23 protein-coding genes, 1 pseudogene and 1 riboswitch are annotated in these 26,752 nt (G+C 71.1%); of the genes and pseudogenes, 16 read left to right on the top strand and 8 right to left on the bottom strand.

What is annotated here, in order from left to right:
* The first annotated feature begins 153 nt into the window (after positions 1-153).
* The 5 genes from J8M50_RS28350 to J8M50_RS28330 all read left to right on the top strand — a co-directional run bounded on the left by J8M50_RS28350 (position 154) and on the right by J8M50_RS28330 (position 7,026).
* Entirely contained in the window at positions 154-1,317 is a 1,164-nt protein-coding gene (locus J8M50_RS28350; protein ID WP_010354327.1) for a sensor histidine kinase, read from the top strand.
* A gap of 238 nt (positions 1,318-1,555) precedes the next feature.
* Complete coding sequence (locus tag J8M50_RS28345) at positions 1,556-2,902, top strand: sensor histidine kinase (RefSeq protein ID WP_010354328.1); 1,347 nt, start codon at positions 1,556-1,558, stop codon at positions 2,900-2,902.
* A gap of 226 nt (positions 2,903-3,128) precedes the next feature.
* Positions 3,129-3,788 carry a response regulator transcription factor gene (locus J8M50_RS28340; protein ID WP_010354329.1) on the top strand — a complete coding sequence of 220 codons (660 nt, stop codon included), beginning with the start codon at positions 3,129-3,131 and terminating at the stop codon, positions 3,786-3,788.
* Positions 3,789-4,025: 237 nt separating this feature from the next.
* Entirely contained in the window at positions 4,026-5,957 is a 1,932-nt protein-coding gene (locus J8M50_RS28335; protein ID WP_010354330.1) for a 2-oxoacid:acceptor oxidoreductase subunit alpha, read from the top strand.
* Entirely contained in the window at positions 5,950-7,026 is a 1,077-nt protein-coding gene (locus J8M50_RS28330; RefSeq protein WP_010354331.1) for a 2-oxoacid:ferredoxin oxidoreductase subunit beta, read from the top strand. The genes J8M50_RS28335 and J8M50_RS28330 overlap by 8 nt, the downstream gene beginning before the upstream one ends.
* Before the next feature lie 37 nt (positions 7,027-7,063).
* Here J8M50_RS28330 and J8M50_RS28325 read toward each other — a convergent pair whose 3' ends face one another.
* A complete protein-coding gene (locus J8M50_RS28325; RefSeq protein WP_010354332.1) occupies positions 7,064-7,489 on the bottom strand; it encodes a winged helix-turn-helix transcriptional regulator in 426 nt (141 codons plus the stop codon).
* 92 nt (positions 7,490-7,581) lie between these two features.
* On the opposite strand from J8M50_RS28325, the gene J8M50_RS28320 reads away from it, so the two are divergent.
* Both J8M50_RS28320 and rarD read left to right on the top strand, forming a co-directional pair.
* Complete coding sequence (locus J8M50_RS28320; RefSeq protein WP_010354333.1) at positions 7,582-8,436, top strand: SDR family oxidoreductase; 855 nt, start codon at positions 7,582-7,584, stop codon at positions 8,434-8,436.
* A gap of 244 nt (positions 8,437-8,680) precedes the next feature.
* Positions 8,681-9,721 (top strand): EamA family transporter RarD, encoded by a 1,041-nt coding sequence (gene rarD, locus J8M50_RS28315; protein WP_370516819.1) that lies wholly within the window; start codon positions 8,681-8,683, stop codon positions 9,719-9,721.
* A gap of 80 nt (positions 9,722-9,801) precedes the next feature.
* Here the strand turns inward: rarD and J8M50_RS28310 are convergent.
* Positions 9,802-10,881: pseudogene (locus J8M50_RS28310) on the bottom strand (MFS transporter); the annotation flags it as partial.
* Between the two features lie 192 nt (positions 10,882-11,073).
* On the opposite strand from J8M50_RS28310, the gene J8M50_RS28305 reads away from it, so the two are divergent.
* Both J8M50_RS28305 and J8M50_RS28300 read left to right on the top strand, forming a co-directional pair.
* Positions 11,074-11,505, top strand: coding sequence for a winged helix-turn-helix transcriptional regulator (locus J8M50_RS28305; protein ID WP_010354336.1), 432 nt, complete (start codon positions 11,074-11,076; stop codon positions 11,503-11,505).
* A 240-nt stretch (positions 11,506-11,745) separates the two neighbouring features.
* Positions 11,746-12,705 (top strand): M28 family metallopeptidase, encoded by a 960-nt coding sequence (locus tag J8M50_RS28300; protein WP_010354337.1) that lies wholly within the window; start codon positions 11,746-11,748, stop codon positions 12,703-12,705.
* A gap of 49 nt (positions 12,706-12,754) precedes the next feature.
* On the opposite strand, the gene J8M50_RS28295 is transcribed toward J8M50_RS28300, so the two are convergent.
* The gene (locus J8M50_RS28295) at positions 12,755-13,921 is read right to left on the bottom strand and encodes a hypothetical protein (protein ID WP_029183936.1); all 1,167 of its coding nucleotides are present in this window, start codon (positions 13,919-13,921) and stop codon (positions 12,755-12,757) included.
* Positions 13,922-14,148: 227 nt separating this feature from the next.
* On the opposite strand from J8M50_RS28295, the gene J8M50_RS28290 reads away from it, so the two are divergent.
* The 3 genes from J8M50_RS28290 to J8M50_RS28280 all read left to right on the top strand — a co-directional run bounded on the left by J8M50_RS28290 (position 14,149) and on the right by J8M50_RS28280 (position 16,485).
* A complete protein-coding gene (locus J8M50_RS28290) occupies positions 14,149-14,679 on the top strand; it encodes an NUDIX hydrolase (RefSeq protein ID WP_010354339.1) in 531 nt (176 codons plus the stop codon).
* A gap of 56 nt (positions 14,680-14,735) precedes the next feature.
* Positions 14,736-15,800, top strand: coding sequence for an amidase (locus tag J8M50_RS28285; protein WP_119611455.1), 1,065 nt, complete (start codon positions 14,736-14,738; stop codon positions 15,798-15,800).
* Positions 15,801-15,900: 100 nt separating this feature from the next.
* Entirely contained in the window at positions 15,901-16,485 is a 585-nt protein-coding gene (locus tag J8M50_RS28280; RefSeq protein ID WP_010354342.1) for a flavodoxin family protein, read from the top strand.
* 76 nt (positions 16,486-16,561) lie between these two features.
* Here J8M50_RS28280 and J8M50_RS28275 read toward each other — a convergent pair whose 3' ends face one another.
* From J8M50_RS28275 to J8M50_RS28260, 4 genes are all read right to left on the bottom strand, one after another.
* Positions 16,562-17,452 carry an ABC transporter permease gene (locus tag J8M50_RS28275; RefSeq protein WP_010354343.1) on the bottom strand — a complete coding sequence of 297 codons (891 nt, stop codon included), beginning with the start codon at positions 17,450-17,452 and terminating at the stop codon, positions 16,562-16,564.
* Positions 17,439-18,461, bottom strand: coding sequence for an ABC transporter ATP-binding protein (locus tag J8M50_RS28270; RefSeq protein ID WP_010354344.1), 1,023 nt, complete (start codon positions 18,459-18,461; stop codon positions 17,439-17,441). The genes J8M50_RS28275 and J8M50_RS28270 overlap by 14 nt, the downstream gene beginning before the upstream one ends.
* A gap of 51 nt (positions 18,462-18,512) precedes the next feature.
* A complete protein-coding gene (locus J8M50_RS28265; RefSeq protein ID WP_010354345.1) occupies positions 18,513-19,739 on the bottom strand; it encodes a LolA family protein in 1,227 nt (408 codons plus the stop codon).
* Positions 19,740-20,005: 266 nt separating this feature from the next.
* Positions 20,006-21,016 carry a polyprenyl synthetase family protein gene (locus tag J8M50_RS28260; RefSeq protein WP_010354347.1) on the bottom strand — a complete coding sequence of 337 codons (1,011 nt, stop codon included), beginning with the start codon at positions 21,014-21,016 and terminating at the stop codon, positions 20,006-20,008.
* A 465-nt stretch (positions 21,017-21,481) separates the two neighbouring features.
* Positions 21,482-21,654, top strand: a riboswitch (cyclic di-AMP (ydaO/yuaA leader).
* 5 nt (positions 21,655-21,659) lie between these two features.
* Here J8M50_RS28260 and J8M50_RS28255 point away from each other — a divergent pair.
* Positions 21,660-22,121 (top strand): transglycosylase SLT domain-containing protein, encoded by a 462-nt coding sequence (locus tag J8M50_RS28255; RefSeq protein ID WP_010354348.1) that lies wholly within the window; start codon positions 21,660-21,662, stop codon positions 22,119-22,121.
* An 82-nt stretch (positions 22,122-22,203) separates the two neighbouring features.
* Here J8M50_RS28255 and J8M50_RS28250 read toward each other — a convergent pair whose 3' ends face one another.
* Positions 22,204-23,031 carry a Cof-type HAD-IIB family hydrolase gene (locus J8M50_RS28250; protein ID WP_010354349.1) on the bottom strand — a complete coding sequence of 276 codons (828 nt, stop codon included), beginning with the start codon at positions 23,029-23,031 and terminating at the stop codon, positions 22,204-22,206.
* A 272-nt stretch (positions 23,032-23,303) separates the two neighbouring features.
* On the opposite strand from J8M50_RS28250, the gene J8M50_RS28245 reads away from it, so the two are divergent.
* The 3 genes from J8M50_RS28245 to J8M50_RS28235 all read left to right on the top strand — a co-directional run bounded on the left by J8M50_RS28245 (position 23,304) and on the right by J8M50_RS28235 (position 26,682).
* Positions 23,304-24,425, top strand: a complete 1,122-nt coding sequence (locus tag J8M50_RS28245; RefSeq protein WP_050987237.1) for a GNAT family N-acetyltransferase — start codon at positions 23,304-23,306, stop codon at positions 24,423-24,425.
* A gap of 71 nt (positions 24,426-24,496) precedes the next feature.
* Positions 24,497-25,828 (top strand): glycosyltransferase family 2 protein, encoded by a 1,332-nt coding sequence (locus J8M50_RS28240; RefSeq protein ID WP_010354351.1) that lies wholly within the window; start codon positions 24,497-24,499, stop codon positions 25,826-25,828.
* A 98-nt stretch (positions 25,829-25,926) separates the two neighbouring features.
* On the top strand, positions 25,927-26,682 hold the full coding sequence (locus J8M50_RS28235) for a polysaccharide deacetylase family protein (RefSeq protein WP_178854955.1): 756 nt from the start codon (positions 25,927-25,929) through the stop codon (positions 26,680-26,682).
* Positions 26,683-26,752: the final 70 nt, after the last annotated feature.

The raw sequence follows: 26,752 nt of genomic DNA, 5'->3' as shown, positions 1-26,752 counted from the left end.
GTACCGCGGCACGTACTCACGGGAGTCTAGGCCCTGCTAAAGGGACGGTAAGCGGGTCGTCACGCCACTTCCGAGGTAGGTGGGGTTTTCCCCCGGGCCCGCCGGTAGGGAACGTCATGGCGTCGCCGCCCGGCACACGGCAGGCTGACTTGTATGACCGCGAAACCCCTGGCTCCCGACGAGCCCCTCCCTCCCCCGCGTCCCGCTCTCGACGCGGTGACGTGGAAGGAGATCACCCATCTCGTGCTCAACCTGCCGGTCGCGCTGACCGGTTTCACGTACGCCGTGACGATGCTGGCCGTCGGCTCGGGGCTGACGGTGACCGTCGTCGGGCTGCCGTTACTGGCGTTCGGGCTGATGGGCGCGCGGGTGATGGGCCGGTTCGAGCGGACGCGGGCGCGGGTGCTGCTCGGGGTGCGGGTGGAGGAGCCGTCGAAGGTGCCGTGGCGCCGGGGGCGCGGGTTCCTGCCGGTGCTGTGGACGGCGCTGAAGGACCCGGTCGGCTGGCGGACGGTGCTGTACGACGTGATCAGGCTGCCGTGGGGCATCTTCACGTTCACGGTCGCCATCACCTCGCTGTTCGTGGCGTGGCCCCTACTCCCTTATCTGGCACGGGCGTTCGCGAACGTGGACCGGGCGATGGTGCGGGCGCTGCTGTCGCCGTCGGACGAACTGGAGCGCCGGATCGCGGAGTTGGAGTCGGACCGGGGCGTCGTGGTGGACACGGCCGCGGCGGACCTGCGACGCATCGAGCGGGATCTGCACGACGGGGCGCAGGCGCGGCTCGTCAACCTCGCGATGGGGCTCGGGCTGGCCAAGGAGAAGCTGCTCGAAGACCCGGACACGGCGGCGGAGATGGTCGCGGAGGCGCACGGTGAAGTGAAGCTCGCCTTGCAGGAGTTGCGTGACCTGGCGCGGGGCATCCACCCGGCGGTCCTCACGGACCGGGGGCTCGACGCGGCGCTCTCCTCCGTCGCCTCCCGCTGCACGGTCCCGGTGAAGGTCACCGCCGACCTGCCGACCAGGCCCGCGCCGGCCATCGAGGGGATCGCCTACTTCACGGTCTCCGAGCTGCTCCAGAACATCAGCAAGCACAGTGGCGCGCGGTCCGCTTCGGTGGACGTGTGGCGGTCCGACGAGCGGCTGCTGATCCAGGTCAGCGACGACGGGCAGGGGGGCGCGAGCCTCGACAAGGGGACGGGGATGCGGGGGCTGGCGGACCGGCTGGACGCCGTCGACGGTCTGTTCGTCGTGGACTCGCCGCCGGGGGGCGGTACGACGGTGACGGCGGAGCTGCCGTGGCGGGATCGGGGGTAGCTCTGCGGAGCTAGTACTCCGGGGGTACTGCGGAGGTAGCTCGTAGGTATGAGGTCGCTCGTAGCCCTCACGGTCGTACGACTGTGGGGGCTACGGGTATGACGCGGGCTCTCTCCAAAGCCTGGGTAGGGATAACCCCCCACCCGAGACGCCGACGGACTCCATGGCTCCAGCGACCCCCTCCCGCGAAGCTGGTCGTACGGCAGACGGTGCACGACGAGCGGAACGGGACGGAGCCATGGCCATGCAGGGCGTGGGGTACGGGAGCTACGGGGAGTACGGGGAGCCCGAGCGGCGCCATCGGCTGCCGGCGGCGCTGCGGGCGCCGTTCGAGGGGCGCAGCTGGCGGGAGTTCGGGTACGTCCTGCTGAGCCTGCCGATCAGCATCGTGTTCTTCAGTTACACGGTGACGATGCTGTCGGTGGGCGTCGGCCTGATGGTGTCGTTCCTCGGGGTGCCCCTGCTGGCCGTCGCGCTGGCGGGCGGCCGGGGTTTCGGGGCGCTGGAGCGGGCCCGCGCGCGCGGTCTGCTCGGCATGGAGATCGGTGACCCGGCGCCGCTGCGGCCCCGTAAGCGGAGCCTGATGGGGTGGGTGGGCGCGGTCCTGCGGGACGGCGCGTCGTGGCGGCACGCGCTGTACTCGCTGCTGCAACTGCCGTGGGCGGTCTTCACGTTCACCGTCTCGGTGACGGTGTGGTCGATCGGCTGGATGATGCTGACGTACCCGCTGTGGTTCTGGCTGTTCCCGATGTACGGCGGCCAGGACGGCCTCCAGCTGTACGGCGACGACGGGCACCGGATCTACCTGGACAACCCCTTCGAGATCACGGTCACCGCGCTGATCGGCCTGGTGTTCACGATGGTCACGCCGTGGATCGTGCGGGCGCTGACGACGGTGGACCGGCTGATGGTGCACGGCCTGCTGGGCCCCTCGCGGCTGGCCTCGCGCGTGGTGGAGCTGGAGTCGGACCGGGGTGTCGTGGTGGACACGGCGGCGGCCGACCTGCGCCGCATCGAGCGGGACCTGCACGACGGCGCCCAGGCCCGCCTGGTGAGCCTGGCGATGGATCTGGGCCTGGCGAAGGAGAAGCTCCGCGAGGACCCGCAGGAAGCCGCGCGGATGGTCGCGGAGGCGCACGGCGAGGTGAAGACGGCATTGCAGGAGCTGCGTGACCTGGCGCGCGGCATCCACCCGGCGGTGCTCACGGACCGGGGCCTGGACGCGGCGCTCTCCTCCATCGCCTCCCGCTGCACGGTTCCGGTACAGGTGGACGTGGACCTCGTCGAGCGGCCCGCGCCGGCCATCGAGGGGATCGCCTACTTCACCGTCTCCGAGCTGCTCCAGAACATCAGCAAGCACGCGCGCGCGACGATGGCGTCGGTGGACGTGTGGCGGGTGGAGAATCGGCTGATGCTCCAGGTCGTCGACAACGGGGTGGGCGGCGCCGACACCTCCGCGGGGTCCGGTCTCGCCGGGCTCGCGGGACGGCTGGACGCGGTGGACGGGATCCTGGTGGTGGACTCGCCGGCCGGGGGGCCGACGCGGGTGACGGCGGAGCTGCCGTGGCGGTCGGAGCGGATCTGATCGTCGTCCATGGGGGTGTTGTTCCGGTCAGGAACGGTCAGGTGTGACCGTTCCTGACCGGAACGCTGTCTCTGGGGGACCGAAACGTCGTCCTGAAGAAGGGATCGAAACGCCTCCCCGGCGATCCGATCGTCCTAAGAGACGATCCGTTCGGCTCCGGGCCTGGGATGCTGGGTGCGCACGCAGCCGTACAGCTACCGGGGGAGCCGAAGTCGTGGAGGACAGAGTGCGAGTCGTCATCGCGGAGGACTCGGTTTTGTTGCGGGAGGGGCTGACCAGACTGCTCACCGACCGGGGGCACGATGTGGTCGCCGGGGTCGGGGACGGGGAGGCGCTCGTCAAGACGATCACGGAACTGGCCGCCGAAGGGGCGCTGCCGGACGTGGTCGTGGCGGACGTACGCATGCCGCCGACGCACACGGATGAAGGGGTGCGGGCCGCCGTACAGCTCCGCAAGGCCCATCCGGGGCTCGGGGTGCTGGTGCTGTCACAGTACGTGGAGGAGCGTTACGCCACCGAACTGCTGGCCGGTTCCAGCCGCGGGGTGGGGTACCTGCTGAAGGACCGGGTGGCGGAGGTCCGCGAGTTCGTGGACGCCGTCGTACGCGTCGCGCGCGGGGGTACGGCGCTGGATCCCGAGGTCGTCGCCCAACTGCTCGGCCGTAGCCGCAAACAGGACGTGCTGGCCGGACTCACCCCCCGGGAGCGGGAAGTACTAGGCCTAATGGCTGAAGGACGGACCAACTCGGCGGTCGCCAGACAGCTCGTGGTCAGCGACGGGGCCGTCGAGAAGCACGTCAGCAACATCTTCCTGAAGCTCGGTCTGTCGCCCAGTGACGGGGATCACCGCCGCGTTCTCGCGGTTCTGACCTACCTGAACTCGTGACGGGGTAGCACTGTAGTTGCTTGACATTGGCAATGACCGTGTGTGGCGACCGACGAGGAACGGAGCGAGCGGTAGATCATGACAAGCCGGGGCGTCCGGCCGTCGTACGGCGGTGATCCGCGCACGATGATCGGCCGAATGGCCGAGGGCGGGCGACCCTCACAGTCGTAGGCTTGATCTGGGAGGGCCTTCGGGAAGGCAGCTCCCGGACAGCCGCCTCGAAGGAGGTCCAGTTCAGTGACCAGTCAGGTCAGCAGCCCGGCGGAGCAGGCCGACGAAGCCGTCGTGGGAGAGCAGCGCAAACCGGGCGGGACGGCGAAGGACGTACGCCGTGTCGACCGGGTGATCATCAGGTTCGCGGGGGACTCGGGCGACGGGATGCAGCTCACGGGTGACCGGTTCACCTCGGAGACGGCGTCGTTCGGGAACGATCTGTCCACGCTGCCGAACTTCCCGGCCGAGATCAGGGCTCCCGCAGGGACGCTGCCCGGGGTGTCGAGCTTCCAGCTGCACTTCGCGGACCACGACATCCTGACGCCGGGTGATGCGCCCAATGTGCTGGTGGCGATGAACCCGGCGGCGCTGAAGGCGAACGTGGGGGACCTGCCGCGCGGCGCGGAGATCATCGTCAATACCGATGAATTCACCAAACGGGCGATGCAGAAGGTGGGATACGGCGAGAACCCGCTGGAGGACGGCTCGCTGGACGGCTACCACCTCCATCCGGTGCCACTGACGACGTTGACGGTCGAGGCCCTCAAGGATTTCGACCTCACCCGCAAAGAGGCCGAGCGCAGCAAGAACATGTTCGCGCTCGGCCTCTTGTCATGGATGTACCACCGGCCCACGGAGGGCACGGAGCGGTTCCTGAAGGCGAAGTTCGCGAAGAAGCCGCAGATCGCCGAGGCGAACCTGACGGCCTTCCGCGCGGGCTGGAACTTCGGCGAGACGACGGAGGACTTCGCGGTCTCCTACGAGATCGCGCCGGCGACCACCGCGTTCCCGCCGGGCGTCTACCGCAACATCTCCGGCAACCTCGCGCTCGCGTACGGGTTGATCGCGGCCTCCCGCCAGGCGGACCTGCCGCTGTTCCTCGGCTCGTACCCGATCACCCCGGCCTCGGACATCCTGCACGAGCTGTCGCGGCACAAGAACTTCGGCGTGCGCTCGTTCCAGGCGGAGGACGAGATCGCCGGCATCGGCGCGGCGCTGGGGGCGGCCTTCGGGGGCTCCCTCGCGGTGACGACGACGTCGGGGCCCGGCGTAGCTCTCAAGAGTGAGACGATCGGCCTCGCCGTATCGCTCGAACTGCCGCTGCTGATCGTCGACATCCAGCGCGGCGGGCCCTCCACCGGCCTGCCGACCAAGACCGAGCAGGCCGACCTGCTCCAGGCGATGTTCGGCCGCAACGGCGAGGCGCCGGTGCCGATCGTCGCCCCGCGCACGCCCGCGGACTGCTTCGACGCGGCGCTGGAGGCGGCCCGTATCGCGCTGACGTACCGCACGCCGGTGATGCTCCTGTCGGACGGCTACCTGGCCAACGGCTCCGAGCCCTGGCGGGTCCCCGAGGTCGACGAACTGCCCGACCTGGCCGTGCGGTTCGCGCAGGGGCCCAACCACCGGCTCGCGGACGGCACGGAGGTGTTCTGGCCGTACAAGCGCGACCCGCTCACCCTCGCGCGCCCGTGGGCCGTCCCCGGCACGCCCGGTCTTGAGCACCGCATCGGCGGCATCGAGAAGCAGGACGGCACGGGCAACATCTCCTACGACCCCGCCAACCACGACTTCATGGTCCGCACCCGGCAGGCCAAGATCGACGGGATCGACGTCCCGGACATCGAGGTCGACGACCCGGACGGCGCGCGCACGCTGGTGCTCGGCTGGGGGTCGACGTACGGCCCGATCACGGCCGCCGTGCGCCGGCTCAGGACGGCCGGGGAGGCCATCGCGCAGGCGCACCTGCGGCATCTGAACCCCTTCCCGAAGAACCTCGGTGTCGTACTCAAGGGGTACGACAAGGTGGTGATCCCCGAGATGAACCTCGGTCAGCTCGCCCTGCTCGTCCGGGCGAGGTACCTGGTCGACGCCCACTCCTACAACCAGGTCAACGGCATGCCGTTCAAGGCGGAGCAGCTCGCCACGGCGCTCAAGGAGGCCATCGATGGCTGAGCCGACGCAGGTGTCCGAGGCGAATCCGCTGCTCCAACTGGTCCCGAGGGCCGAGGCGAAACAGGCCATGAAGGACTTCAAGTCGGACCAGGAGGTGCGCTGGTGCCCCGGCTGCGGGGACTACGCGATCCTGGCGGCCGTGCAGGGCTTCATGCCCGAGCTGGGGCTGGCGAAGGAGAACATCGTCTTCGTGTCGGGGATCGGCTGCTCGTCGCGGTTCCCGTACTACATGAACACCTACGGCATGCACTCCATCCACGGGCGCGCGCCCGCGATCGCGACGGGGCTCGCGTCGTCGCGGCGGGACCTGAGCGTGTGGGTGGTGACCGGGGACGGGGACGCGCTCTCGATCGGCGGCAACCACCTCATCCACGCGCTGCGGCGCAACGTCAACCTGAAGATCCTGCTGTTCAACAACCGGATCTACGGGCTGACGAAGGGGCAGTACTCCCCTACCTCGGAGGTAGGGAAGATCACGAAGTCGACGCCGATGGGGTCGCTGGACGCGCCCTTCAACCCGGTGTCGCTGGCGCTCGGCGCGGAGGCGTCGTTCGTGGCGCGGACCATCGACTCCGACCGCAAGCACCTGACGGAGGTGCTGCGGCAGGCCGCCGCGCATCCGGGGACCGCGCTGATCGAGATCTACCAGAACTGCAACATCTTCAACGACGGGGCGTTCGAGTCGTTCAAGGACCGGGAGGCGGCCCAGGAGGCGGTGATCCGGCTCGAACACGGGCAGCAGGTGCGCTTCGGCGCGGACGGCACGCGGGGGGTCGTACGGGACCGTCGTACCGGAGAGCTACAGGTCGTCGACGTCACCCCGGAGAACGAGGCGGATCTCCTCGTGCACGACGCGCACGCCGAGTCCCCGACGACCGCCTTCGCGCTCTCCCGGCTCGCCGACCCGCAGACGCTGCACCACACGCCGATCGGGGTGCTGCGGTCCGTGGAACGGCCCGTGTACGACAGCCTGATGGCCGATCAGCTGGACACGGCCGTCGAGCAGCGCGGGAAGGGTGACCTCGCGGCGCTGCTGGCGGGCGGGGACACGTGGACGGTGGTGGGCTGACGTCCGCCGCGGCGGGGTGGGTCCGAGGCTTCGGGACTCACCCCGCCGCCCGCTCCTCGCGGCGCGCGTCGTACTCCTCGCGGGCCGCCATGACCCGGTCCAGGCGGGCCTGGGTCCACTCGGCGACCTCGCGGACGCGTTCGGCGGCCTCGCGGCCGAGGGGGGTGAGGGAGTAGTCGACGCGGGGCGGGATGACCGCGTGGGCCTCGCGGTGGACCATGCCGTCGCGCTCCAGGGTCTGGAGGGTCTGGGTGAGCATCTTCTCGCTGACCCTGCCGATCGCGCGGCGCAGTTCGCTGAAGCGGTACGGGCGGTCCAGGAGGTTGAGCAGGACGAGGACGCCCCAGCGGCTCGTGACGTGCTCCAGCACCAGGCGCTGGGGGCACATCGCGCTGTCGAGTTCCTGGTGGGTCCGCACGAGGTCCGTGAAGCGCGGGGCGCTGGTCTCCTTGGTTACCGACATGCCGGTAGCTTACTTCAAAGTGGGTACTTTCCTTTGGTTAGCGCAGCTCCTAGGGTTAGTGCGCAGAGCACCCCACAAGGAGTTGTGAACCCATGAGCATCGTCGTCACCGGAGCCACCGGACACCTCGGCCGCCACGTCGTGGAGCAGTTGCTGGAGAAGGTTCCCGCGGAGCAGATCACGGCCGTCGTACGCGACGAGGCCAAGGCCGCGGACCTCGCGGCGCGCGGCGTCAAGCTCGCCGTCGCCGACTACAACGCCCCCGCGACCTTCGACGGCGTCCTCGCCGCCGGGGACAAGGTCCTGCTGATCTCGGGCAGCGAGGTCGGCAACGACCGGCCCGGCCAGCACCAGGTCGTCATCGACGCCGCGAAGGCGGCCGGCGTGGCTCTGCTGGCGTACACCAGCGCGCCGGGCTCCCTGACGGCCGCGCTCGGGGACGACCACCGGGCCACCGAGAAGGCGCTGCTCGCCTCCGGGGTGACGTACGCGCTGCTGCGCAACGGCTGGTACCACGAGAACTACACCGAGAACCTGGCCCCCGTCCTGGAGCACAGCGCGGTCGTCGCGGCGGCCGGCGAGGGGCGCGTCTCCTCCGCCTCCCGCGCGGACTACGCGGCTGCGGCCGTCGCCGTGCTGACCGGTGAGGGGCACGAGAACCAGACGTACGAGCTGGGCAGCGACGTCGCGTGGGGCTTCGCCGAGTACGCCGCCGAGCTGAGCGCGCAGACCGGCAAGGAGATCGTCTACAACGCGGTCACCACCGACGTCCTCGCCGGCATCCTCGTCGGGGCCGGGCTGCCCGAGCCGGTCGCCCAGATCCTCGCCGGGGTCGACGCGTCCATCGAGAAGGGCGAGCTGGAGATCACGTCGGGCGACCTGTCCCGGCTGATCGGGCGCCCGGCGACGCCGCTCGCCGAGGCGATCACGGTGGCGCTGAAGGGCTGAGCGCGGGGCTGACCGCCGGGGTGGAGAGGCCCTCGGAGGTACGACCTCGCGGGTATGACGGGGTGTACGGGGGACGCGGATGGGCGTCGCTCGTGCACCCCGTGGTCGTACCCGGGTAGTACCCGAAGCGCCGTCATGACCGTATCCCGATACGCGCATGACATCCCCGCCCCTCCCCCGCTACCTTCGTCCCGCGTCCGTACGGTGCGGGCCGGTGGGGTGAGCGGGAGGTGTCGTGGGCGGGATGTCCAAGGGCGAGCAGCGAATAGGGATGGTGAACGGGGTCGCCGCCTACGGGATGTGGGGGCTCGTCCCGCTGTACTGGCCGCTGCTGAAACCCGCCGGGTCGGTGGAGATCCTGGCCCACCGGATGGTGTGGTCGCTCGCCGTGGTCGCCGGCGCGCTGCTCGTCGTACGGCGCTGGGCGTGGGCGAAGGAGCTGCTCCGGCAGCCGAAGCGGCTCGCGCTGGTCGTGGTCGCCGCGTCGGTGATCACCGTCAACTGGGGCGTGTACATCTGGTCGGTCAACGCCGGGCACGTCGTGGAGGCGTCCCTCGGGTACTTCATCAACCCGCTGGTCACCATCGCGATGGGCGTCCTGCTGCTGAAGGAGCGGATGCGGCCCGTGCAGTGGGTGGCGGTGGGCGTCGGGTTCGCCGCCGTCGTCGTCCTGACCGTCGGGTACGGGCGGCTGCCGTGGATCTCGCTGGTCCTCGCGTTCTCCTTCGCGACGTACGGGCTGGTCAAGAAGAAGGTCAACCTCGGCGGGGTCGAGTCGCTGGCCGCCGAGACCGCCGTGCAGTTCCTGCCCGCGCTCGGGTATCTGGCGTGGCTGAGCGCGCACGGCGGGTCGACGTTCGCGAGCGAGGGCACCGGGCACGCCGCGCTGCTCGCGTCGACCGGCATCGTCACCGCCGTACCCCTCGTCTGCTTCGGTGCGGCGGCGATCCGGGTTCCGCTGTCCACGCTGGGGCTGCTCCAGTACCTCGCGCCGGTGTTCCAGTTCCTGCTCGGGGTCGTCTACTTCGGTGAGGAGATGCCGCCCGAGCGGTGGGCGGGCTTCGGGCTGGTGTGGCTGGCGCTCGCCCTCCTCACGGGGGACGCGTGGCGTACGGCGCGCAGGGCGAGGAGCGAGATCAGCGCGCCGAGCGCGGCCATCGCGACGGGGACGGTGAGCGCCGCGCGGAAGGCGGAGAGCGTGGCTTCGGGGGTGAGCGCTCCTGGCTCCGCAGGGGTAGTACCCGAGGGGGACGCCGAGCCGATGCCGCCCGCCGCCAAGCCGTAGACCGCGGTCACCGCGGAGATGCCGAGCGCCGAGCCGAACTGGGTCGAGGTGTGCAGGAGGCCACTGGCGAGGCCCTGTTCGCGGGGGTGGACGCCGTCGGTCGCGGCGATCGTCAGGGGGCCGTAGGCCAGGGCGAACGCGAGCCCGGCGAGGAACAGGGCGGGGAGCATCGCGGCGTACGACCAGTCCCTCCCGAGAGGGAGGAACGTCCCGTACGCCGCTGTCGCGCACACGAAGCCGCCGGTGATCACGCGGGCGTTGCCGAACCGGGCGACCAGCCGCGGTGTGAGCGTCGGGGCGAGGATCGCGTCGCAGCCCATCACCACCAGGGCCAGCGCGGTCTGGAGCGACGACCAGCCGCGCAGCTCCTGGAGGTACAGGGTGACGACGAACTGGAAGCCGAAGAAGGCGCCCACGAACAGCAGCGCACCGAGCCCGGACCGCAGGACCTCCCCCTCCCGGAGGATGCCGAGGCGTACGAGGGGGTGCCTGGTCCGGCGCTCGACCGTCACGAACACGAACCCCAGGACGATCGCCGTCAACCCGGACGCCACTGTCACCCGCCAGTTCTCGGTGCCGTACTCCAGGCGTACGACGGTGTAGGCGGCCGTCAGCATCGTCGCGGCGGCGAGGAGGGCGCCGGGGAGGTCCAGCTCTCGGGTACTGCGCGGCGGCGCAGGTGTCGCCGGGATCAGTCTCACCGCGCCCGCGAGGAGGACCGCCGCGAACAGGACCGGGGCGAAGAAGACCCAGCGCCAGCCGAGTCCGGTGAGGAGGCCGCCGGTCACCATGCCGAGCGAGAAGCCGCCCGCCGCCGTACCCGCGAAGATCATGAGCGCCTTGTCGCGGGCCGGGCCCTCCTCGTACGACGTCGTGATCAGCGACAGCGCGGCCGGGGTCATGAACGCGGCGGCGACTCCCGTCACGAACCTCGCGGCGATCAGGGTCCAGCCGTCCTGGGCAAAGCCGCCGAGGCCGGAGAAGGCGAGGAAGACCGTCAGCCAGACCAGGAACATGCGTCTGCGGCCCAGGAGATCCGCCGCTCGGCCGCCGAGCAGCGTGAAGCCGGCGTACCCGAGGACGTACGCGCTCATCACCCACGCGGCGGTGTCCGTGGGGAGGGCGAGGTCGGCGCGGATGGCGGGGACGGCGATCGCCATCATCGCGATGTCCGCACCCTCCAGGAAGATCGTCCCGCAGAGGACGAGCAGGAGTAACGGGCGGGTTCGGGCAGGCATGGGGGTACTCCAGAGGTAGCGGGGTAGGACCCGAGAGTCAGGGGTGGGTCAGCCCTTCGGCGAGGGACGGTTCCCTCTTGTAACCGTCCTCAGCCTGCGGCAGCATCAGCGGGCATGGAAGAAGGCACTTCGGAGTCACCCGGTTACCCCGCGGGAACCATCGAGCCCTGCGACGCCGATCCGTTCCAGTGGGACGTGCGGGAGGACTGCGAGGTGCGGCAGATCCTCGACCGGATCGCCGACAAGTGGTCGCTGCTGGTCATCGCCCTGCTCGACAACCGGCGGCTCCGGTTCACGCAGTTGCGGCGGGAGATCGACGGGGTCAGCCAGCGGATGCTGACGGTGACGCTGCGGCAGCTGGAGCGGGACGGACTGGTGCGGCGGACCGTGTATCCCGTGGTGCCGCCGAAGGTGGAGTACGAGCTGACGGCGCTCGGGGTGACGCTGCACGCGACCGTCCAGTCGCTGGTGCTGTGGACGGAGGAGCATCAGGGGGAGGTGGCGGCGGCGCGCGAGGAGTACGACCGGCGAGGGGACGGCGAGTAGTACCCAGGGGGTACGGGGTGAGGCGGCGAAAGGGGCGGGTTGTCAGATACGGGTAAGGGTGCGTGCGGGTCAGGTGCGTTGCGGTGGTTTCTCCCGTTCTCGCCCCAACTCCCTTTCCTCAAGGCCCTCTTGACTCCGCGTTGACCTCGGCTTCACCATCCACTCACCTCATCAACTGTGGTCCCCCTGCGGAAACCCCGCACGGGGCACCACCAGGACTGGATTCCGGAGCCCCCCACCATGAAGCTCTCTGTCTCCGCGCGGGCGTCGGCCGCCGCGGTCGTCGCGGGTGTCACCCTGTTCGCCACCGGTGTCACCGGGTCGTCGGCCGCCGGTGCGGCATCCGGCACCGGGACGCTGGCCGCCGCACCCGACATCCCCGTGGCCAACGTGAAGGCGCACCTCAGCCAGTTGCAGTCGATCGCGACGGCCAACGGCGGCAACCGCGCGCACGGCCGGGCCGGCTACCTCGCCTCGGTCAACTACGTGAAGGGCAAGCTGGACGCGGCCGGATTCACCACCACCGTCCAGCAGTTCACGTCCTCCGGCAGGACCGGCTACAACCTGATAGCCGACTGGCCCGGCGGAGACGCGAATCAGGTTGTCATGTCTGGGTCACACCTGGACAGCGTGACCTCCGGCGCCGGCATCAACGACAACGGCTCGGGCTCCTCCGCGATCCTGGAGATCGCCCTCGCCGTGTCCCGCGCGAACTACCAGCCCACCAAGCACCTGAGATTCGCCTGGTGGGGCGCCGAGGAGCTCGGCATCGTCGGCTCCCGGAACTACGTCAACAGCCTCTCCGCCACGAACCGCGCCAAGATCAGCGGCTACCTCAACTTCGACATGATCGCCTCCCCCAACCCGGGGTACTTCGTCTACGACGACGACCCCACGATCGAGAAGACCTTCAAGGACTACTTCGCGGGGATCGGCGTCTCCACGGAGATCGAGACGGAGGGCGACGGCCGCTCCGACCACGCCCCCTTCGACAGCGCGGGCATCCCGGTCGGCGGGCTCTTCACCGGCGCCGAGCGCACCAAGACCGCCGCCCAGGCCGCCAAGTGGGGCGGTACGTCGGGGCAGGCGTTCGACCGCTGCTACCACTCGTCGTGCGACACGACCGCCAACATCAACGACACGGCGCTGGACCGGAACTCGGACGCGGCGGCGTACGCGGTGTGGACGCTGTCGTCCTGACACGTCGGACGGGGCCGTAGCGTCGTGACGAGGGTGTAGCGACGCTACGTCACCGTACGGCCGCCGCCCGTTCCGCCAGCCGCAGCATGCGGGACCTGGCGGAGTCCAGGGCCGAGGGGTCCTCGGCCGCCGGGCCGCCCTCGGTGGCGAGGGTGGTCCACAGGCCGAGGAGCTCGCTGCCGAGGTTCAGGCCCTGGACGGGTTCCCGTACGGCACGCCAGGCCGTCGCGGCGCTCTGCACGTTGCCGTACGCGGCCTCGGCGTCGCCCGCGTGGCAGTGGGCGCGCGCGACGTCGAGGGAGACGTGGAAGGCGCGGACCGGGTCGCCGGCCAAGTACGCGATGTACGCGGCGAGTTCCCGCAGGCGCAGCACCTCGGGGTGGTCCGCGCCGAGCGCCGCGGACGCGTCGGTCACCGTCTGTTCCGCCAGTCCCGCCGCCGTGTCGATGCGGCCCGCGCGGACGGCCTCGTTGATCCGGGCCACCGGTCCCGCGAGCGGTCCCGGCTCCGCGCCGTCGGCCTCCCGGGGGTCGTCCCCGAGGACGGCTTCGGCCACCGCGTCGAACCCGCGCGCGGGCGTGTGCTTCGGGGAGGGCTCCGGGGCGGTGGCCGCCGGGTCGAGGAGGGGCGCGCGGGTGGGGCGGGACGGGGGCGCGTCGAGGGGGACGGGCTGGGGGCGGGTGTCGAGCAGGGGGGACGGCAGCGGGGCGAGGGGTTCGGGAGTGTCGTACGAGGGCTCCGGCTCGGCTTCGGGCCACTCCTGGGGTTCGAGGTGGTCCATCTCCGGGGGCGGGCCGAAGACTCCGGTCGGTGCGGTGACGGTGCCCGGTGCGGGAGCCTCGTCGGCGTACACGTCGTCCGTCGGCGCCGGGTGCTGTGCGGCGGAGGGGGCCTCATCGGCGTACGCGGCCGGCGGCGGGAGCGGTGTCGGTTCTGCCGTGAGGGTGCTGGAGCCGTCCGGGGCGATCTGGAGGGGGACGGCGTAGCCGCTGCGTTCGTCGTGGATCGTGGCCAGGACCGGGTGGCCGGTGGCCACGGCGATGCGGCGCAGGTGGGCGAGGACCGCGTACTTGATCTCCTCGCCCTGCGGGGCGGTGAGCGGGACCCCGTCGACGGACGCGGTGTCCCGGCCGGCGGCCGTCGCGACCCTGACGTCGATCGGCACCGGCGCCATCACGGCGGGCCCGGACTGGGGCTCTCGGCTGGGTCGGGACATGTGTTCCTCACTCGGTTCTGCCGGGGAACCGGCGTTCCGCGCGTCACGATCCGATAACACGCTTACTGGCGAGTATGGCCGCTCGGCCCCGGCACTCGCGTCACCGGGACGTCACAGCCTCGTTCCAGATACCTGGCCGGAATCCGGCGCCGTACACAACGCCGTTGATCCACAAGGCGGGTTCGCCGAGGATGAGACGACCGTACGACGTATCCCCGGGGGGTCTCATGCGCTGGACCGTGCACGGCGAACGACCGCTGTACGACACGCCGTGGGTACGCCTGCGCGCGCTGGACGTCGAACGGCCCGACGGCACCCGTACGGAGTACCACGCGGTGCGGCTGCGCGACCTCGCCGTGCTCGCGGCGGTCGACGACGCGCGCGTGCTGATGATGTGGCGGCACCGGTTCCTCACGGACGCGTGGGGGTGGGAGCTGCCGATGGGGCTCGTCGAGGACGGGGAGACGCCCGCACGCGCGGGTGCGCGGGAGCTGGAGGAGGAGACGGGGTGGCGGCCGGGCAGCGTACGGGAGTTGATCTACTCGGAGCCCGCCGCCGGTGTCAGTGACACGCGGCATCATGTGTTCCGTACGGACGATGCGCGGTGGGTCGGGGCTCCTACCGAGCGCAACGAGTCCGACCGGGTGGAGTGGGTGCCGCTCTCCTCTCTCGCCGGGATGATCCGGCGGCGGGAGATCGTCAGTGGGGCCACGCTCGTGGGGGTCATGGCGTTGCTGCTGGATCTCGGGGCGCCGTGAGCTTGTCGCCGCCCGGTAGCGCCGTTGCGATCTCCGCCGCCGTTCGGTCGGGGGCCGTGAGTGCCGTGGAGGTGCTGGAGGGGGCCCTGGAGCGGCTGGAGCGGATTGATCCGGTGCTGTGCATGTTTCGGGAGGTGTGGGGGGCTCAGGCGGGCGTTTGGGCGCGTGCCGTGGACGCTCGGGTGCGGGACGGGGAGTGGTTGCCGTTGGCCGGGGTGCCGATCGCCGTCAAAGGGGGGCGGTCCGAGTGGGGGGCTCTCTTCGACGCCGGGTGCGTTCCTGTGGGGCGTACCGCTGTGCCTGGGGCGGGGACGCCCTGGCGGACCTGGGGGGTCGGGCGGCATGGTCGTACCGTCAACCCCTGGCGGTACGACCGGACGCCCGGGGGGTCGTCCGCCGGGTCCGCTGTTGCCGTGGCCTCGGGGGTAGTACCCCTGGCTACTGGGAGTGACGGGGCCGGATCCGTGCGGATTCCTGCCGCCTGGTGCGGGGTGTTCGGGATGAAGGTGGGGAACGGGCGGTTGGCGAGTCCGGATCGTACGGGGCTCGCTGCGCCGGGGTTCTTCGCCCGGGAGGCGGGGGATGCGGCTGCGTGTTGGGGGGTGTTGTCCGGGGAGGCTGTGGCGGGGGTGGGGCGGGGGGTGGATGCTGTCTGGTCCGCGGATCTGGGGTTTGCCGGGTGTGATGCGGAGCCGGTGGGGGTGGCTCGGGCGGCTGTGGGGCGGTTGGTGGGGGCGGGGGGTGTGCGGCTCGTCGGGGGGTCGGTGGGGTTGGAGGATCCGGCGGAGGCGTGGTTGGGGGTTCGGGGGGTGGGGACGTCGGGTGCGGGTGGCGTCGGGGTGCGGGAGGTCAATGATCGGCGGTTGGACGAGGTGTTTCGGCGCGTGGATCTGGTGTTGACGCCGGTGACTCCTCATGCGGCTCATGGGCATGAAGGGCCTGGTGAGCGGTACTCCACTGCTCTGACCTGGGCGTTCAATCTCAGTGGGCATCCGGCGGTGAGTGTGCCCGCGGGGGTGGGGGCGGACGGGTGTCCGCTGGGGTTGCAGATCGTGGGGCGTCGGGGGGAGGAGGGAGTGCTGCTTGCCGTGGCCTCCTTGTTGCCCTGGGAGCTGAGGTGAGGGCGGTGTGTGGGGGTGGGGTGGGGTTCCGTTTCGGCCATCCGCCTCGATTCTTGCGCGCGCATATAATCACTCCTCATCTGATCTCTGGGGGGTCGTCATGACGAACCGTCGTTTCCTGTTCCTGCTCGGCAGCAGTCGTCAGGGCGGGAACACCGAGCTCCTCGCGCGCCGCGCCGCCGAGCAGTTGCCCGAGGGGGTCGAGCAGGAGTGGGTCCGGCTCGTCGACCGGCCGCTTCCCGACTTCGCCGATCTGCGGCACGACGAGGGGTACGCGGCGCCGGCCGACCCCAACGCGCGGTATCTCCTCGACGCCACCCTCGCCGCGACCGACCTCGTCATCGCCTCGCCGCTGTACTGGTACTCCGTCTCCGGGCTCACGAAGCGGTACCTCGACCACTGGTCGGGGTGGCTGCGGGTGCCCGGGGTGGATTTCCGGGGGGCGATGGCCGGGCGCACGCTCTGGGGGGTCACCGCGTACGCCTCTCGCGCGTCCCTCGCCGACCCTCTTGCCGGGACCCTGCATCACACCGCCGCGTTCATGAGGATGCGCTTCGGCGGGGTGCTGCTCGGGAACGGGACCGATCGGGAGGATGTCCTCAAGGACGGGGAGGCTGTGGCGCGGGCGAAGGGGTTCTTCTCGGGGGAGGCGCCGTTGGCGCGGTTTCCGGATGAGGTGGGGTGAGGGGGGGTGGTGATGGTGGGTGGGTGCGGGTTCGCTGTGGTGCGGCGCGGGGTGCCGCAGGTACGTGGGTGATGGATCAGGCCGTGATGTCCTTCGCCGTGAAGCGGGCCCACGCTGCTGAGCCGAATGTTGCTGCGTACAGGGCCTGGAGGCCCAGGTTTTTCTGGAGGTCCGGCCAGTAGATCGGTTCTCTCATCAGGTCGGCGAAAGAGAGCCAGTAGTGGGGGAAGAGGTAGGGGTGGACGGCGTGGAGCTGGGGGATCTGGTCGATGATCTGGACCGTGATCAGGAGGCCCACCGTCGTTGCCATCGCGGCGATGCCGCTGTTGGTCAGGGTGGAGATGAAGAGGCCCAGGGCCGCTACGCCCATCAGGGACGCGGCGACCACCAGTGCGATCAGGAAGGCCCGCCACAGGCCCTCGGCGAACGTGATGCGCGTGCCGGAGATCGTCGTCAGGTCGCCGAGCGGGAAGAGCAGCGCCCCGACCGCGAGCGCGGAGACCGCCACCACCAGGGTCGCGATCAGGCAGAACACCATCGTCGTCACGTACTTCGTGAGCAGCAGCCGGGTACGGCCCGCGGGGGCGACCAGCAGATAGCGCAGCGTCCCCGCGCTCGCCTCGCCCGCGATCGCGTCCCCGGCGATCACGCCCACGGCCATCGGCAGGAAGAACGGCAGGGTCGCCGCCAGCGCCGTGAACACCAGGAACAGCCCGTTGTTGGTGACCTGCGAGATGAACGCGGGCCCACCCTCCCCGCCGCCGGGACCGGGCCCGCCGCCCGAGGAACCGTCGCCCGTCTCGATCCGTACGGCGATGCCGACCAGCACCGGGACCGCCGCGAGGACGCCGAGCAGAGCCAGCGTCCGCCAGCGGCGCAGCGTGATCGCCAGCTCGCTGCGCAGCAGGCCCAGCGTCCACAGCGGGCTCGGCGCCCGCACCGCCGGTGCCGTCTCAACCCGCGACATCGAATCCCTCTCCGGTCAGCTCCACGAACGCGTCCTCCAGCGAGGCCCGCCGCAGGGTGAAGCCGCGCACCCTGACGCCCGCGCCCACCAGTGCCGCGTTCACCTCCGCGAGGTCGCGCTCCGGCGGCTCCGCGGTGACCCGCTCGCCCTCCGACGTCACGTCCGCGAGGCCCTGTTCCTTCAGCACGCGCGCCGCGTCCGCCGGGTCCGGCGTCGTCACCACCAGCCGGCCGCGCGTGCGCGCCGCCAGCTCGCCCACCTCGCCCTGGACGATCAGCCGGCCGCGCGCCATCACCGCCGCGTGCGTACACACCTGCTCGATCTCGTCCAGGAGATGGGAGGAGAGGAAGACCGTCGTGCCGTCCGCCGCCAGCTCCCTGATCAGCGCGCGGATCTCCCGCATGCCCTGCGGGTCGAGGCCGTTCGTCGGCTCGTCCAGCACCAGCAGGCGCCTGGGTTGGAGGAGCGCCGCCGCGAGGCCCAGGCGCTGCTTCATGCCCAGCGAGTACGCCCGCGCCTTCTTGCCGGCCGCCGCTGTCAGCCCGACCCGCTCCAGCGCCGACGCGACCCGGTGGCTCCGGGTGCGCGGGTCGGCCGTCGGGTCCGCCGCGTCGTACCGGACGAGGTTGTCGCGGCCCGACAGGAAGCCGTACAGCGCGGGGCCCTCGATCAGCGCGCCCACCTCCGGCAGGACCTTGCGGCCCGCGCCCGGCATGGGCCTGCCCAGCACCCTCGCCGTCCCCGAGGTCGGTGCGATCAGGCCCATCAGCATCCTGATCGTCGTCGTCTTGCCCGAGCCGTTCGGGCCGAGGAACCCGAAGACGCTGCCCCGGGGGACGGTCAGGTCGAGGGAGTCGACGGCCAGTTGGCCGCCGCGGAAGCGCTTGGTGAGGGCGTGGGTGTGGATGACGGCGTCGTCGGGAGCGGGAGCCGGGCCCTCGGAGGGGGCCGCCGGTCCCGGAGCCTTGGCGGGCTGCGGGTCCGGCTCCGTGGTGGACGGCTGTGGCATGGCTCCCCCGATCCCGTGACGACGCGGTGGTCGTACTCCCTCTAACCGTACTTACTTGCCCTCGGCCGCCTTCACCAGGGCGTCCTTGGTGACCGCGCCGACGTAGACCTTGCCGTTGTCCGTGATCAGGGCGTTGACCAGGCGGGTGGAGAAGACCGTGCCCTTGCCGAAGTCGCCGGAGACCTTGTCGCCGAAGGAGCCGAGGAAGCCGCCGAGGGCGCCGGCGTCGGGGAAGTCGGAGGAGGAGGGGACGCCCTGCTCCTTGCCCGTGTCGTACGCGGCGATGGTGGTCCAGCCCTTGCCCAGGACGTTCAGGCCCGTGAGGTCCTCGCCGAGGGCGCCCTTGCCGAGTCCGTCCTTGCCGGGGGCGTCCTTGCCCTTGTCGCCGTGGATCGTGTCGCCCTCGGTGACCTTCGCGCCCTTGGGGGCGGTGAAGTCGAAGGTGGAGGCGGCCGGCTTGTCGAAGCTGACCTGAGTGAAGCCGGCGTCGATCACGGCCGCGCCGCCGCTCCTCGGGGTGAGCGTGAACTTGAGGGGCAGGCCCGTCTTCGCGTCCACCGCGATGCTGATCGCGCCGACCGTCGAGCCGGACTGCTTGGGCGTGACGAGGAGCTTGTAGGCGTCGCGGCCCGCCACGTGGACCGTGCCGTCCACCGTCACCGACGTCGTCGGGTCTATCGCCTTCAGGGTCTCTTCCGTGAGGTCCTTCGGGGTCGCCGGGGCCTGGGAGTCCTTGCGGGCCTCCTCGGAGAGCGTCGAGTGGTAGACCTCGTTCGACTTGCTGTCGTAGCCCCAGACGTTCTTGCCGTTGTGGATCAGGCTGTACTCCGCCGCGTTCTCCAGCAGGGAGAGCTTCTGCTTCTCGGGGCCGTCCGTCGCGACGCGCAGCGTGTGCGTGCCCGCGGCCAGCTCCGTCAGCTTGGCGGTGGGGTCGGCCGCGGAGGTGTCCGAGGACTGGGTCGCGCCGGAGAGGAGGCTGCTCTCCATGCCTCCGAGGTTGGGGAGGCCCAGGTCCGTCGTGATCTTCACCGTGCCGGAGAGCTGCTGGACGTCCGACGCGGCGACCTTGTCCAGGAGCTGCTGGGCGGTGATCTTGGGGAGGTCGGGGTCGCCGGAGTTGGCGATGGCGGGGACGAGGCCGATGGTGGCGGCGGCCATGCCCACGACGGTGACCGGAACGACGTACCGGGCGGCCGTCCTGCGGCGGCGGGACCTCGCCTCGTCCGCGTCGGCCTCCGTGAGCGGGGTCCGGGGGTCGTCGGATGCGTTCGGTGCCATGTCTGCCTTACCTCCGTCGTCGGCGGCGGCCGGTGGGCGTCTCTGGGCAACCCACCCCGACCGCCATTCTCACCCGAATCGGTGAGCAGTGGTCCTGCGTCTGCATCCATGACACCAAACCGGACCCGTCACCGGCGTCACCCCGCAGAGCCAACTCCACGTACTCCTGCGGTATGACACGCCCCACCGGCACCCCGTACTTCTCTCAGGGGTCGCGGGGTCGTACCTGGGGGCCAGCCCACAGCACCGGGCCGACCCCGCCCACCTCACCCCGCCCGGTGCACCACCGCGTCGCACATCTCCACCAGCGCCACCTTCGCGTCGCACTCCGCCAGGGGTGCCAGGGCCGCGCGGGCCTCCTCCGCGTAGCGGACCGTGTCGCGGCGGGCCTGTTCGAGGGCTGGGTGGGCGCGCAGCGCCGTGAGGGCCTCGGCGTGGCGGGTGTCGTCCGTGAGGTCGGAGTCGAGGAGTTCGCACAGGGCGATGTCCTCGGCAAGGCCGAGGCGGGCGGCGCGCTCGCGCAGGCGCAGGACGGGGAGCGTGGAGATGCCCTCGCGCAGGTCCGTGCCGGGGGTCTTGCCGGACTCGTGGGAGTCGGAGGCGATGTCGAGGACGTCGTCCGCGAGCTGGAAGGCGACGCCGAGGCGTTCGCCGTACTGCGTGAGGACGTCCACGACCGTCTCGTCCGCGCCGGAGGTCATCGCGCCGAAGCGGCAGGAGACGGCGACGAGGGAGCCGGTCTTGCCGGCGAGGACGTCGAGGTAGTGGTCGACGGGGTCACGGCCGTCCGTGGGGCCCGCGGTCTCCAGGATCTGGCCGGTGACGAGCCGTTCGAACGCCTCGGCCTGGATGCGGACGACCTCGGGCCCGAGGTCGGCGAGGATCTGGGACGCGCGCGCGAAGAGGAAGTCACCCGTGAGGACGGCGACGGAGTTGCCCCAGCGGGTGTTGGCGCTGGCCACCCCGCGCCGGACCTCGGCCTCGTCCATGACGTCGTCGTGGTACAGCGTGGCGAGGTGCGTGAGCTCGACGCCCACGGCGGACGGCACGACACCGGGCGCGTACGGATCGCCGAACTGCGCCGCGAGCATCACCAGGAGTGGCCGGAAACGTTTGCCTCCCGCGCGCACGAGGTGCTGCGCGGCCTCCGTGATGAAGGGGACCTCGCTCTTGGTGGCTTCGAGCAGACCCTCCTCGACGGCAGCCAGTCCTGCCTGGACATCGGCCTCCAGTGCCTGGTCCCGCACGCTCAGCCCGAACGGCCCGACGACGGTCACGAGGGATCTCCTGTCTGCTGTTGCCCACTGGCGACTGTTGGCGATTACACGGTTTGTCGATAGGTCGCTGCCATCACTCAAGTCAGCGTATCCGGTCACGTTTCGATCACCGATAGCCCCCACGGTTACAGCACGGGCGCTATCGGATCACGCCCGTTATGCAGCTTATTGGTAAATAAGGCGTGCCATCTTGAGAAATGGTCACCTTGTGTCCATTTTGCCGTTATTGCTATTTCGTGAGTTGAGTCACGGGCACTTCCTCCGGCCACTTCTCCCCCGCCCCTCTTCCCCCTTGCCCCTGCTGGCGAGTTGACACTTGGCGGTCGCAAAGGATCAAGCACCTCATACGCCTCAGGCAGAGGTCAATAGGGGCGAGATGTGAATCGGGCACTTGTTCCGGACATGTGCTCTCGCATACGTTCCGCCGAGTCGGGCGGACGCCTAATCCTGCCGCCGCCCTTCACCACCTCATCCACGACCACTCGCGTACGGCAGGAGCGGGGGACCCAGGTAGTACGCCGCGCCGGACACGTCTCCGGAGCGGCTCGGGGTGAAGCCGCGCCACCGCCCCCGGTGGCCGGCCGGGCACCTCCCCGCCCGAACCCGACAGCTCACCTCGCAGGCGCCGGAGAGGAACACCGCCATGCCCGCAATCCGCAAGAAGCGTCTCGCCAGGGCCCTCGCCGTCGCCGCCACCGGCACGGCCCTGCTCGCCCTCCCGATCGCCGGCGCGACCAGCGCCTCCGCCGCCACCGGCCCCTCGTCGTCCACGGTCGCCGGGTACCCGAACACCCTGGACGGCTGGATCCGCGAATCCCTCGCGATCATGGCCCAGAAGGGCATCCCGGGCAGCTACGACGGCATCTACCGCAACATCATCCGCGAGTCCTCCGGCAACCCCTGGGCCATCAACGACTGGGACTCCAACGCCGCCGCCGGCACGCCCTCCAAGGGTCTGCTCCAGGTCATCGACCCGACCTTCCAGGCGTACCACGTCGCCGGGACGGCGTACGACCCGTACGACCCGATCGCGAACATCACCGCCGCGTGCAACTACGCGGCGGCGGTGTACGGGTCGATCGACAACGTGTACGGCGCGTACTGACCGTCCCTCCCGGACGCCCTCCGGGAGATCGGCGTCCCTGTAGGAGCCCCGGTTTCGGATCGGGGCCCCTATAGGGGGCGCGTTACGGAAACATCCGTTCAAGAACGGTCGCCACCCCGTCCTCCTCGTTCGAGAACGTCACCTCGTCGGCGACGGCCTTGAGTTCGGGGTGCGCGTTGGCCATCGCGACCCCGTACGCGGACCACTCGAACATCGGGATGTCGTTCGGCATGTCCCCGAAGGCGACCGTGTCCTCGGGGGCGATCCCGAGGCGTTCGGCGGCCAGCGCGAGGCCCGTGGCCTTCGTGACGCCGCTCGGCTGGAGCTCGACCGTGCCGGGCCCCGACATGGTCACCGTGGCGAGCGAACCGACCGCCGCGCGCGCGGTGGCCGCCAACTCGTCGTCCGTCAGCGCGGGGTGACGCAGCAGCACCTTGCTGATCGGCTCGCACCACAGGTCCTCGCGGCGTCCCACGCGCAGCGCGGGGAGCGTCGGGTGCGGCATCAGGTAGCCCGGTTCAATCAGCGTCAGCCCGTCCACGCCGTCCTGGTCGACGGCCGCGTACACCTGGCCGACCTCCGCCTCGATCTTGCCGAGCGCGGTCTCCGCGAGTTCCCGGTCCAGCGTGACCGACCACAGCAGGCGGTCCGCGCCGGCGTCGTACACCTGCGCTCCCTGGCCGCACACCGCGAGCCCTCTGCCCCGCAGGATCTCCAGCAGCGGGCGCACCCGGGGGGCCGGGCGGCCGGTCACCACCAGGTGCCGCGCGCCGGCCTCCACGACCCGCTGGAGGGCGCTCAGCGAGCGGTCGGAGAAGGTGTCGTCGGCGCGCAGGAGCGTGCCGTCCAGGTCGGTGGCGACGAGGGCGTACGCGCGCGTGCCGGAAGCGGGGGTGGTGGGTGCGGCCATGATCAGAGAATACGGACCGCACCGCCTCCGGGAGGCCCGACGGCCCGTCTCGCACCTCCCGCGCGCGAGGAGGCCCGTTCCGATCAGCGCGCACCCGCGCGGGACGACGATGAGGACATCGGAACGGCGTTCGTCATCGAATCGCCATCGAAATGCCAACGGTTCTGCGAAGACTGCACCAGTTGGCAACAACATGGGGCGCTATCTACCGCTGGTCCCGTCCGGAGGGGTACGGTCCCTGTGTCCAGGGGGGACTTGATCGGGGGGTCAGGTTGAACAGTGGGCGCATTCGTGTGCTGCGCGCGCAGGAGTTGGGCGAGGGGGAGCGCGAGCGGTGGCGGGCCCTGCGGGCCGCTTCACCGGCTCCGCGCAATCCGTTCATGGAACCGGAGTTCGCCGAGGCCGTGGGGCGCGTACGGGCGCGTACGCGGGTCGCGGTGGTGTACGAGGGGCGCGAACCCGTCGGGTTCCTCCCCCACGAGCGCGGCGCGCTCGGCATGGGCCAGGCCCTCGCGCACGGCGTGTCGGACGCCCAGGGCGCGATCCTGGCACCCGGACTCGGCCTGGACGCCGCCGAGTTGATGCGGGCCTGCGCCCTGTCGAGCTTCGCCTTCGACAACCTGGAGGCGGAACAGGGCCTGTTCGTCCCGCACGCCGCCGCCGAGTACGCCGCATACGTCATCGACGTCGAGAAGGGCTACGACGCGTACGCGTCCGTCCTGCGCGGCCAGTCCCCGAAGTTCCTGCGGACGACGCTCGCCAAGGAGCGCCGACTCGGGCGTCAGGCGGGCGAGTTGAGGTTCGTGTTCGACGAGCGGGACCCGGCCGCGCTGCGCACGCTCATGGCGTGGAAGTCGGCGCAGTACCGCCGCACCGGCCGGCGTGACCGGTTCGCGCAGGAGTGGATCACGCGCCTGGTCGCACGCCTCGCCGACACCCGCGCGCCGGAGTGCGCCGGCACGCTCTCCGTCCTGTACGCCGGGGAGCGGCCCGTCGCCGCGCACTTCGGGCTGCGCTCGTCGACCGTCCTGGCCTGCTGGTTCCCGTCGTACGACACGGAGTTCGCGAAGTTCTCGCCAGGGCTCGTGCTGCATCTGCGGATGGCCGAGGCGGCGGCTGCGGAGGGCATCGGGACGCTGGATCTCGGGCGGGGGGCCGCCGAGTACAAGGACGCGCTGAAGACCGGCGAGATCCCCGTGTACGAGGGTGCGTGGACGCGGCCGGGGGTGGGGGCGGCGCTCTACTGGCTGAGCCGTGAACCCTCGCGCCGGGCGCACCACTTCGTGCGCGGGCGCCCACGGCTCGCGAGCGCTGCGGCGCGCGCGCTGAAGAGCGCCGGGCGGCTTCGGGGGGCGGGGCGGCAGCGGGAGGGTTCCGGGCAGCGGGGGGATTGAACGGCGCGGCGGGCAGCACAGGGGTGACGCCGCAGGGTGATACCTGAGGGCTCATGACATCAGGGGGGTTCATGTCCCGTACGACCCGTACGTCCCAGGTACGAGACGAGATACGGCGCTTCCTCGCCGTCCGGCCCGTCCAGGTCGGTGAGCTGGACCTGACCGGCGGGGGTGCGGTCCTGAGACCCGGTCCTGGCAGCCCGCCGGTGACCTCGGGGCCGGTGTTCGTGCTGGTCCGCAGGGAGGGACGGCCGGTCGGCACGCTCCTCGGGGAGGTCCCGGAGGGGGCGGACCCGAAGGCGACACTCAGTGAACTGGCTCAGGGGGTGGGCCAGTTGGAGGACACCACCGAGCCGGCGACCGGGCCTCCACCGCCGTACACCACCGTCGTCATCGCCACCCGCGAGCGGACCGGCAAGCTGGTGCACGCGCTCGACTCGATGCTCGCGCAGGATCATCCGCGGTTCGAGATCGTGGTGGTGGACAACGCGCCCGCGACGAGGGCTACTCGGGATCTCGTACGGGAGAAGTACGCCGAGCGGGTGAGGTACGTGTGCGAGCCGGTGCCGGGGCTCGCGGTCGCGCACAACCGGGGGGTGGCCGCGGCGCGCGGGGAGGTCGTGGCGTTCACGGACGACGACGTCGTCGCCGATCCGCGCTGGCTCACCGAGCTGACCTCGCCGTTCGCCGCCGATCCGGGCCTCGGCTGCACGACGGGCCTGATCCTGCCCGCACGGCTGCGCACCCCGGCCCAGGTCCTCCTGGAGAGCCACGGCGGCTTCTCGAAGGGATTCGTGCCGAGGACGTACGACCCCGCCGCGCCGCCCGCCGACGAGCCCCTGTTCCCCTTCACCGCCGGGCGGTTCGGGTCGGGGGCCAGCATGGCGTTCCGTACCCGGGTACTACGCGAGGTACGGGGCTTCGACCCGGCGACCGGGGCCGGCACCCTGGCTCGCGGGGGTGACGACCTGTACGGCTTCGTCCGGGTGCTGGCGCGCGGGTACCGGCTGCACTACACGCCGTACGCGCTGGTCTGGCACCACCACCGGGAGACGTGGCGGGACCTGGAGACGCAGGCGTACGGGTACGGGGCGGGGCTGGGGGCGTATTTGACGGCGGTGCTGGTCAACAGTCCCGGGCTGGTGCCGGGGTTCCTCGCCAGGTTGCCCAAGGGGGTGGCTTATGCGCGGGCGTTGACGGCGAGCCGTGGGGTGGAGGGGGGTCGGGGGGACTCGACGGCGCGTCCGGCTTCTGCCGGGCCGGGTGTGCACGGGGACCGGGATCATCCGTGGCCCCGGCGGCTGTCGAGGCTCCAGCGGCGCGGGATGTTGTACGGCCCGGTCGGGTATCTGCGGGCGCGGTGGGCGTTGCGTGCGGCGTGGGGGCGGGGAGCGGCGCGGTGAGCGGGGGCGAGGGGGGCATACCCGGGAGGGACGAGGGCGTCGTACCTGCGGGGGACGGGGACGAGGGTGTCATCCCCGTGTTCCTCTACCACGCCGTGATGGAGGAACCCCCCGACTGGATCGCGGAGTTCACCATGACGCCGAAGCTGTTCGGCGCGCATCTGGACGCGGTCGTCGACAGTGGCCGTACGCCGGTCACGATCAGTGCGCTCGCCGACTTCCTCGCCGGGCGGGCGGCGTTGCCGCCGAGGCCGGTGCTGCTGACGTTCGACGACGGGTTCGCGGACCTGCCGGGGCCGACCGCCGAGGCGGTGTTCGCGCGGGGGCTCACCGCGACCGCGTACCTCACGACCGGCGCCATCACCCCGGGCGGGCGCAGCCTGTTGCCGCCCGCGCCGATGATGTCGCTGGGCGGCGTACGGGAGTTGGAGCGGGCCGGGATGGAGATCGGCAGCCACACCGTCACCCACGCGCAGCTCGACACCCTCGCGCCCCGGGACCTCGCGCACGAACTGCGCCATTCCCGCGCCGTGCTGGAGGACGCCCTCGGTCACCGCGTCCGTCATCTCGCCTACCCGCACGGCTACAACGACCGCCGGGTGCGCCGGATGGCGGCAGCCGCCGGGTACGAGACGGCGACCGCCGTACGGCACGCGCTCAGTTCGGAGCGGGACGAGACGCACCGGATCGCGCGGCTGATCGTGCGGCGGAGTCATACCGTCGGGGACGTCGCCGACTGGCTCTCGGGTAGGGAGGCGCGTATCGCGCCGTACCGGGATGCGCCCCGGACGGTGGCGTGGCGGTGGTACCGGAAGGGGCGGGCGGCGGTGAAGGGGCCGGTGTTCGCGGGGTGAGTGCGGCGCTGGTGGCGAGGGTGGGGCGGGGGTGGCTCTCGGGTATTAACCGTCTACCCCTCAGGTATCG

This window comes from Streptomyces acidiscabies, from assembly GCF_020010905.1.
Taxonomy (GTDB): Bacteria; Actinomycetota; Actinomycetes; order Streptomycetales; family Streptomycetaceae; genus Streptomyces; species Streptomyces acidiscabies.
The sequence above is the reverse complement of the archived record's forward strand: the minus strand, read 5'-3'. Positions and strand labels throughout refer to the sequence as shown.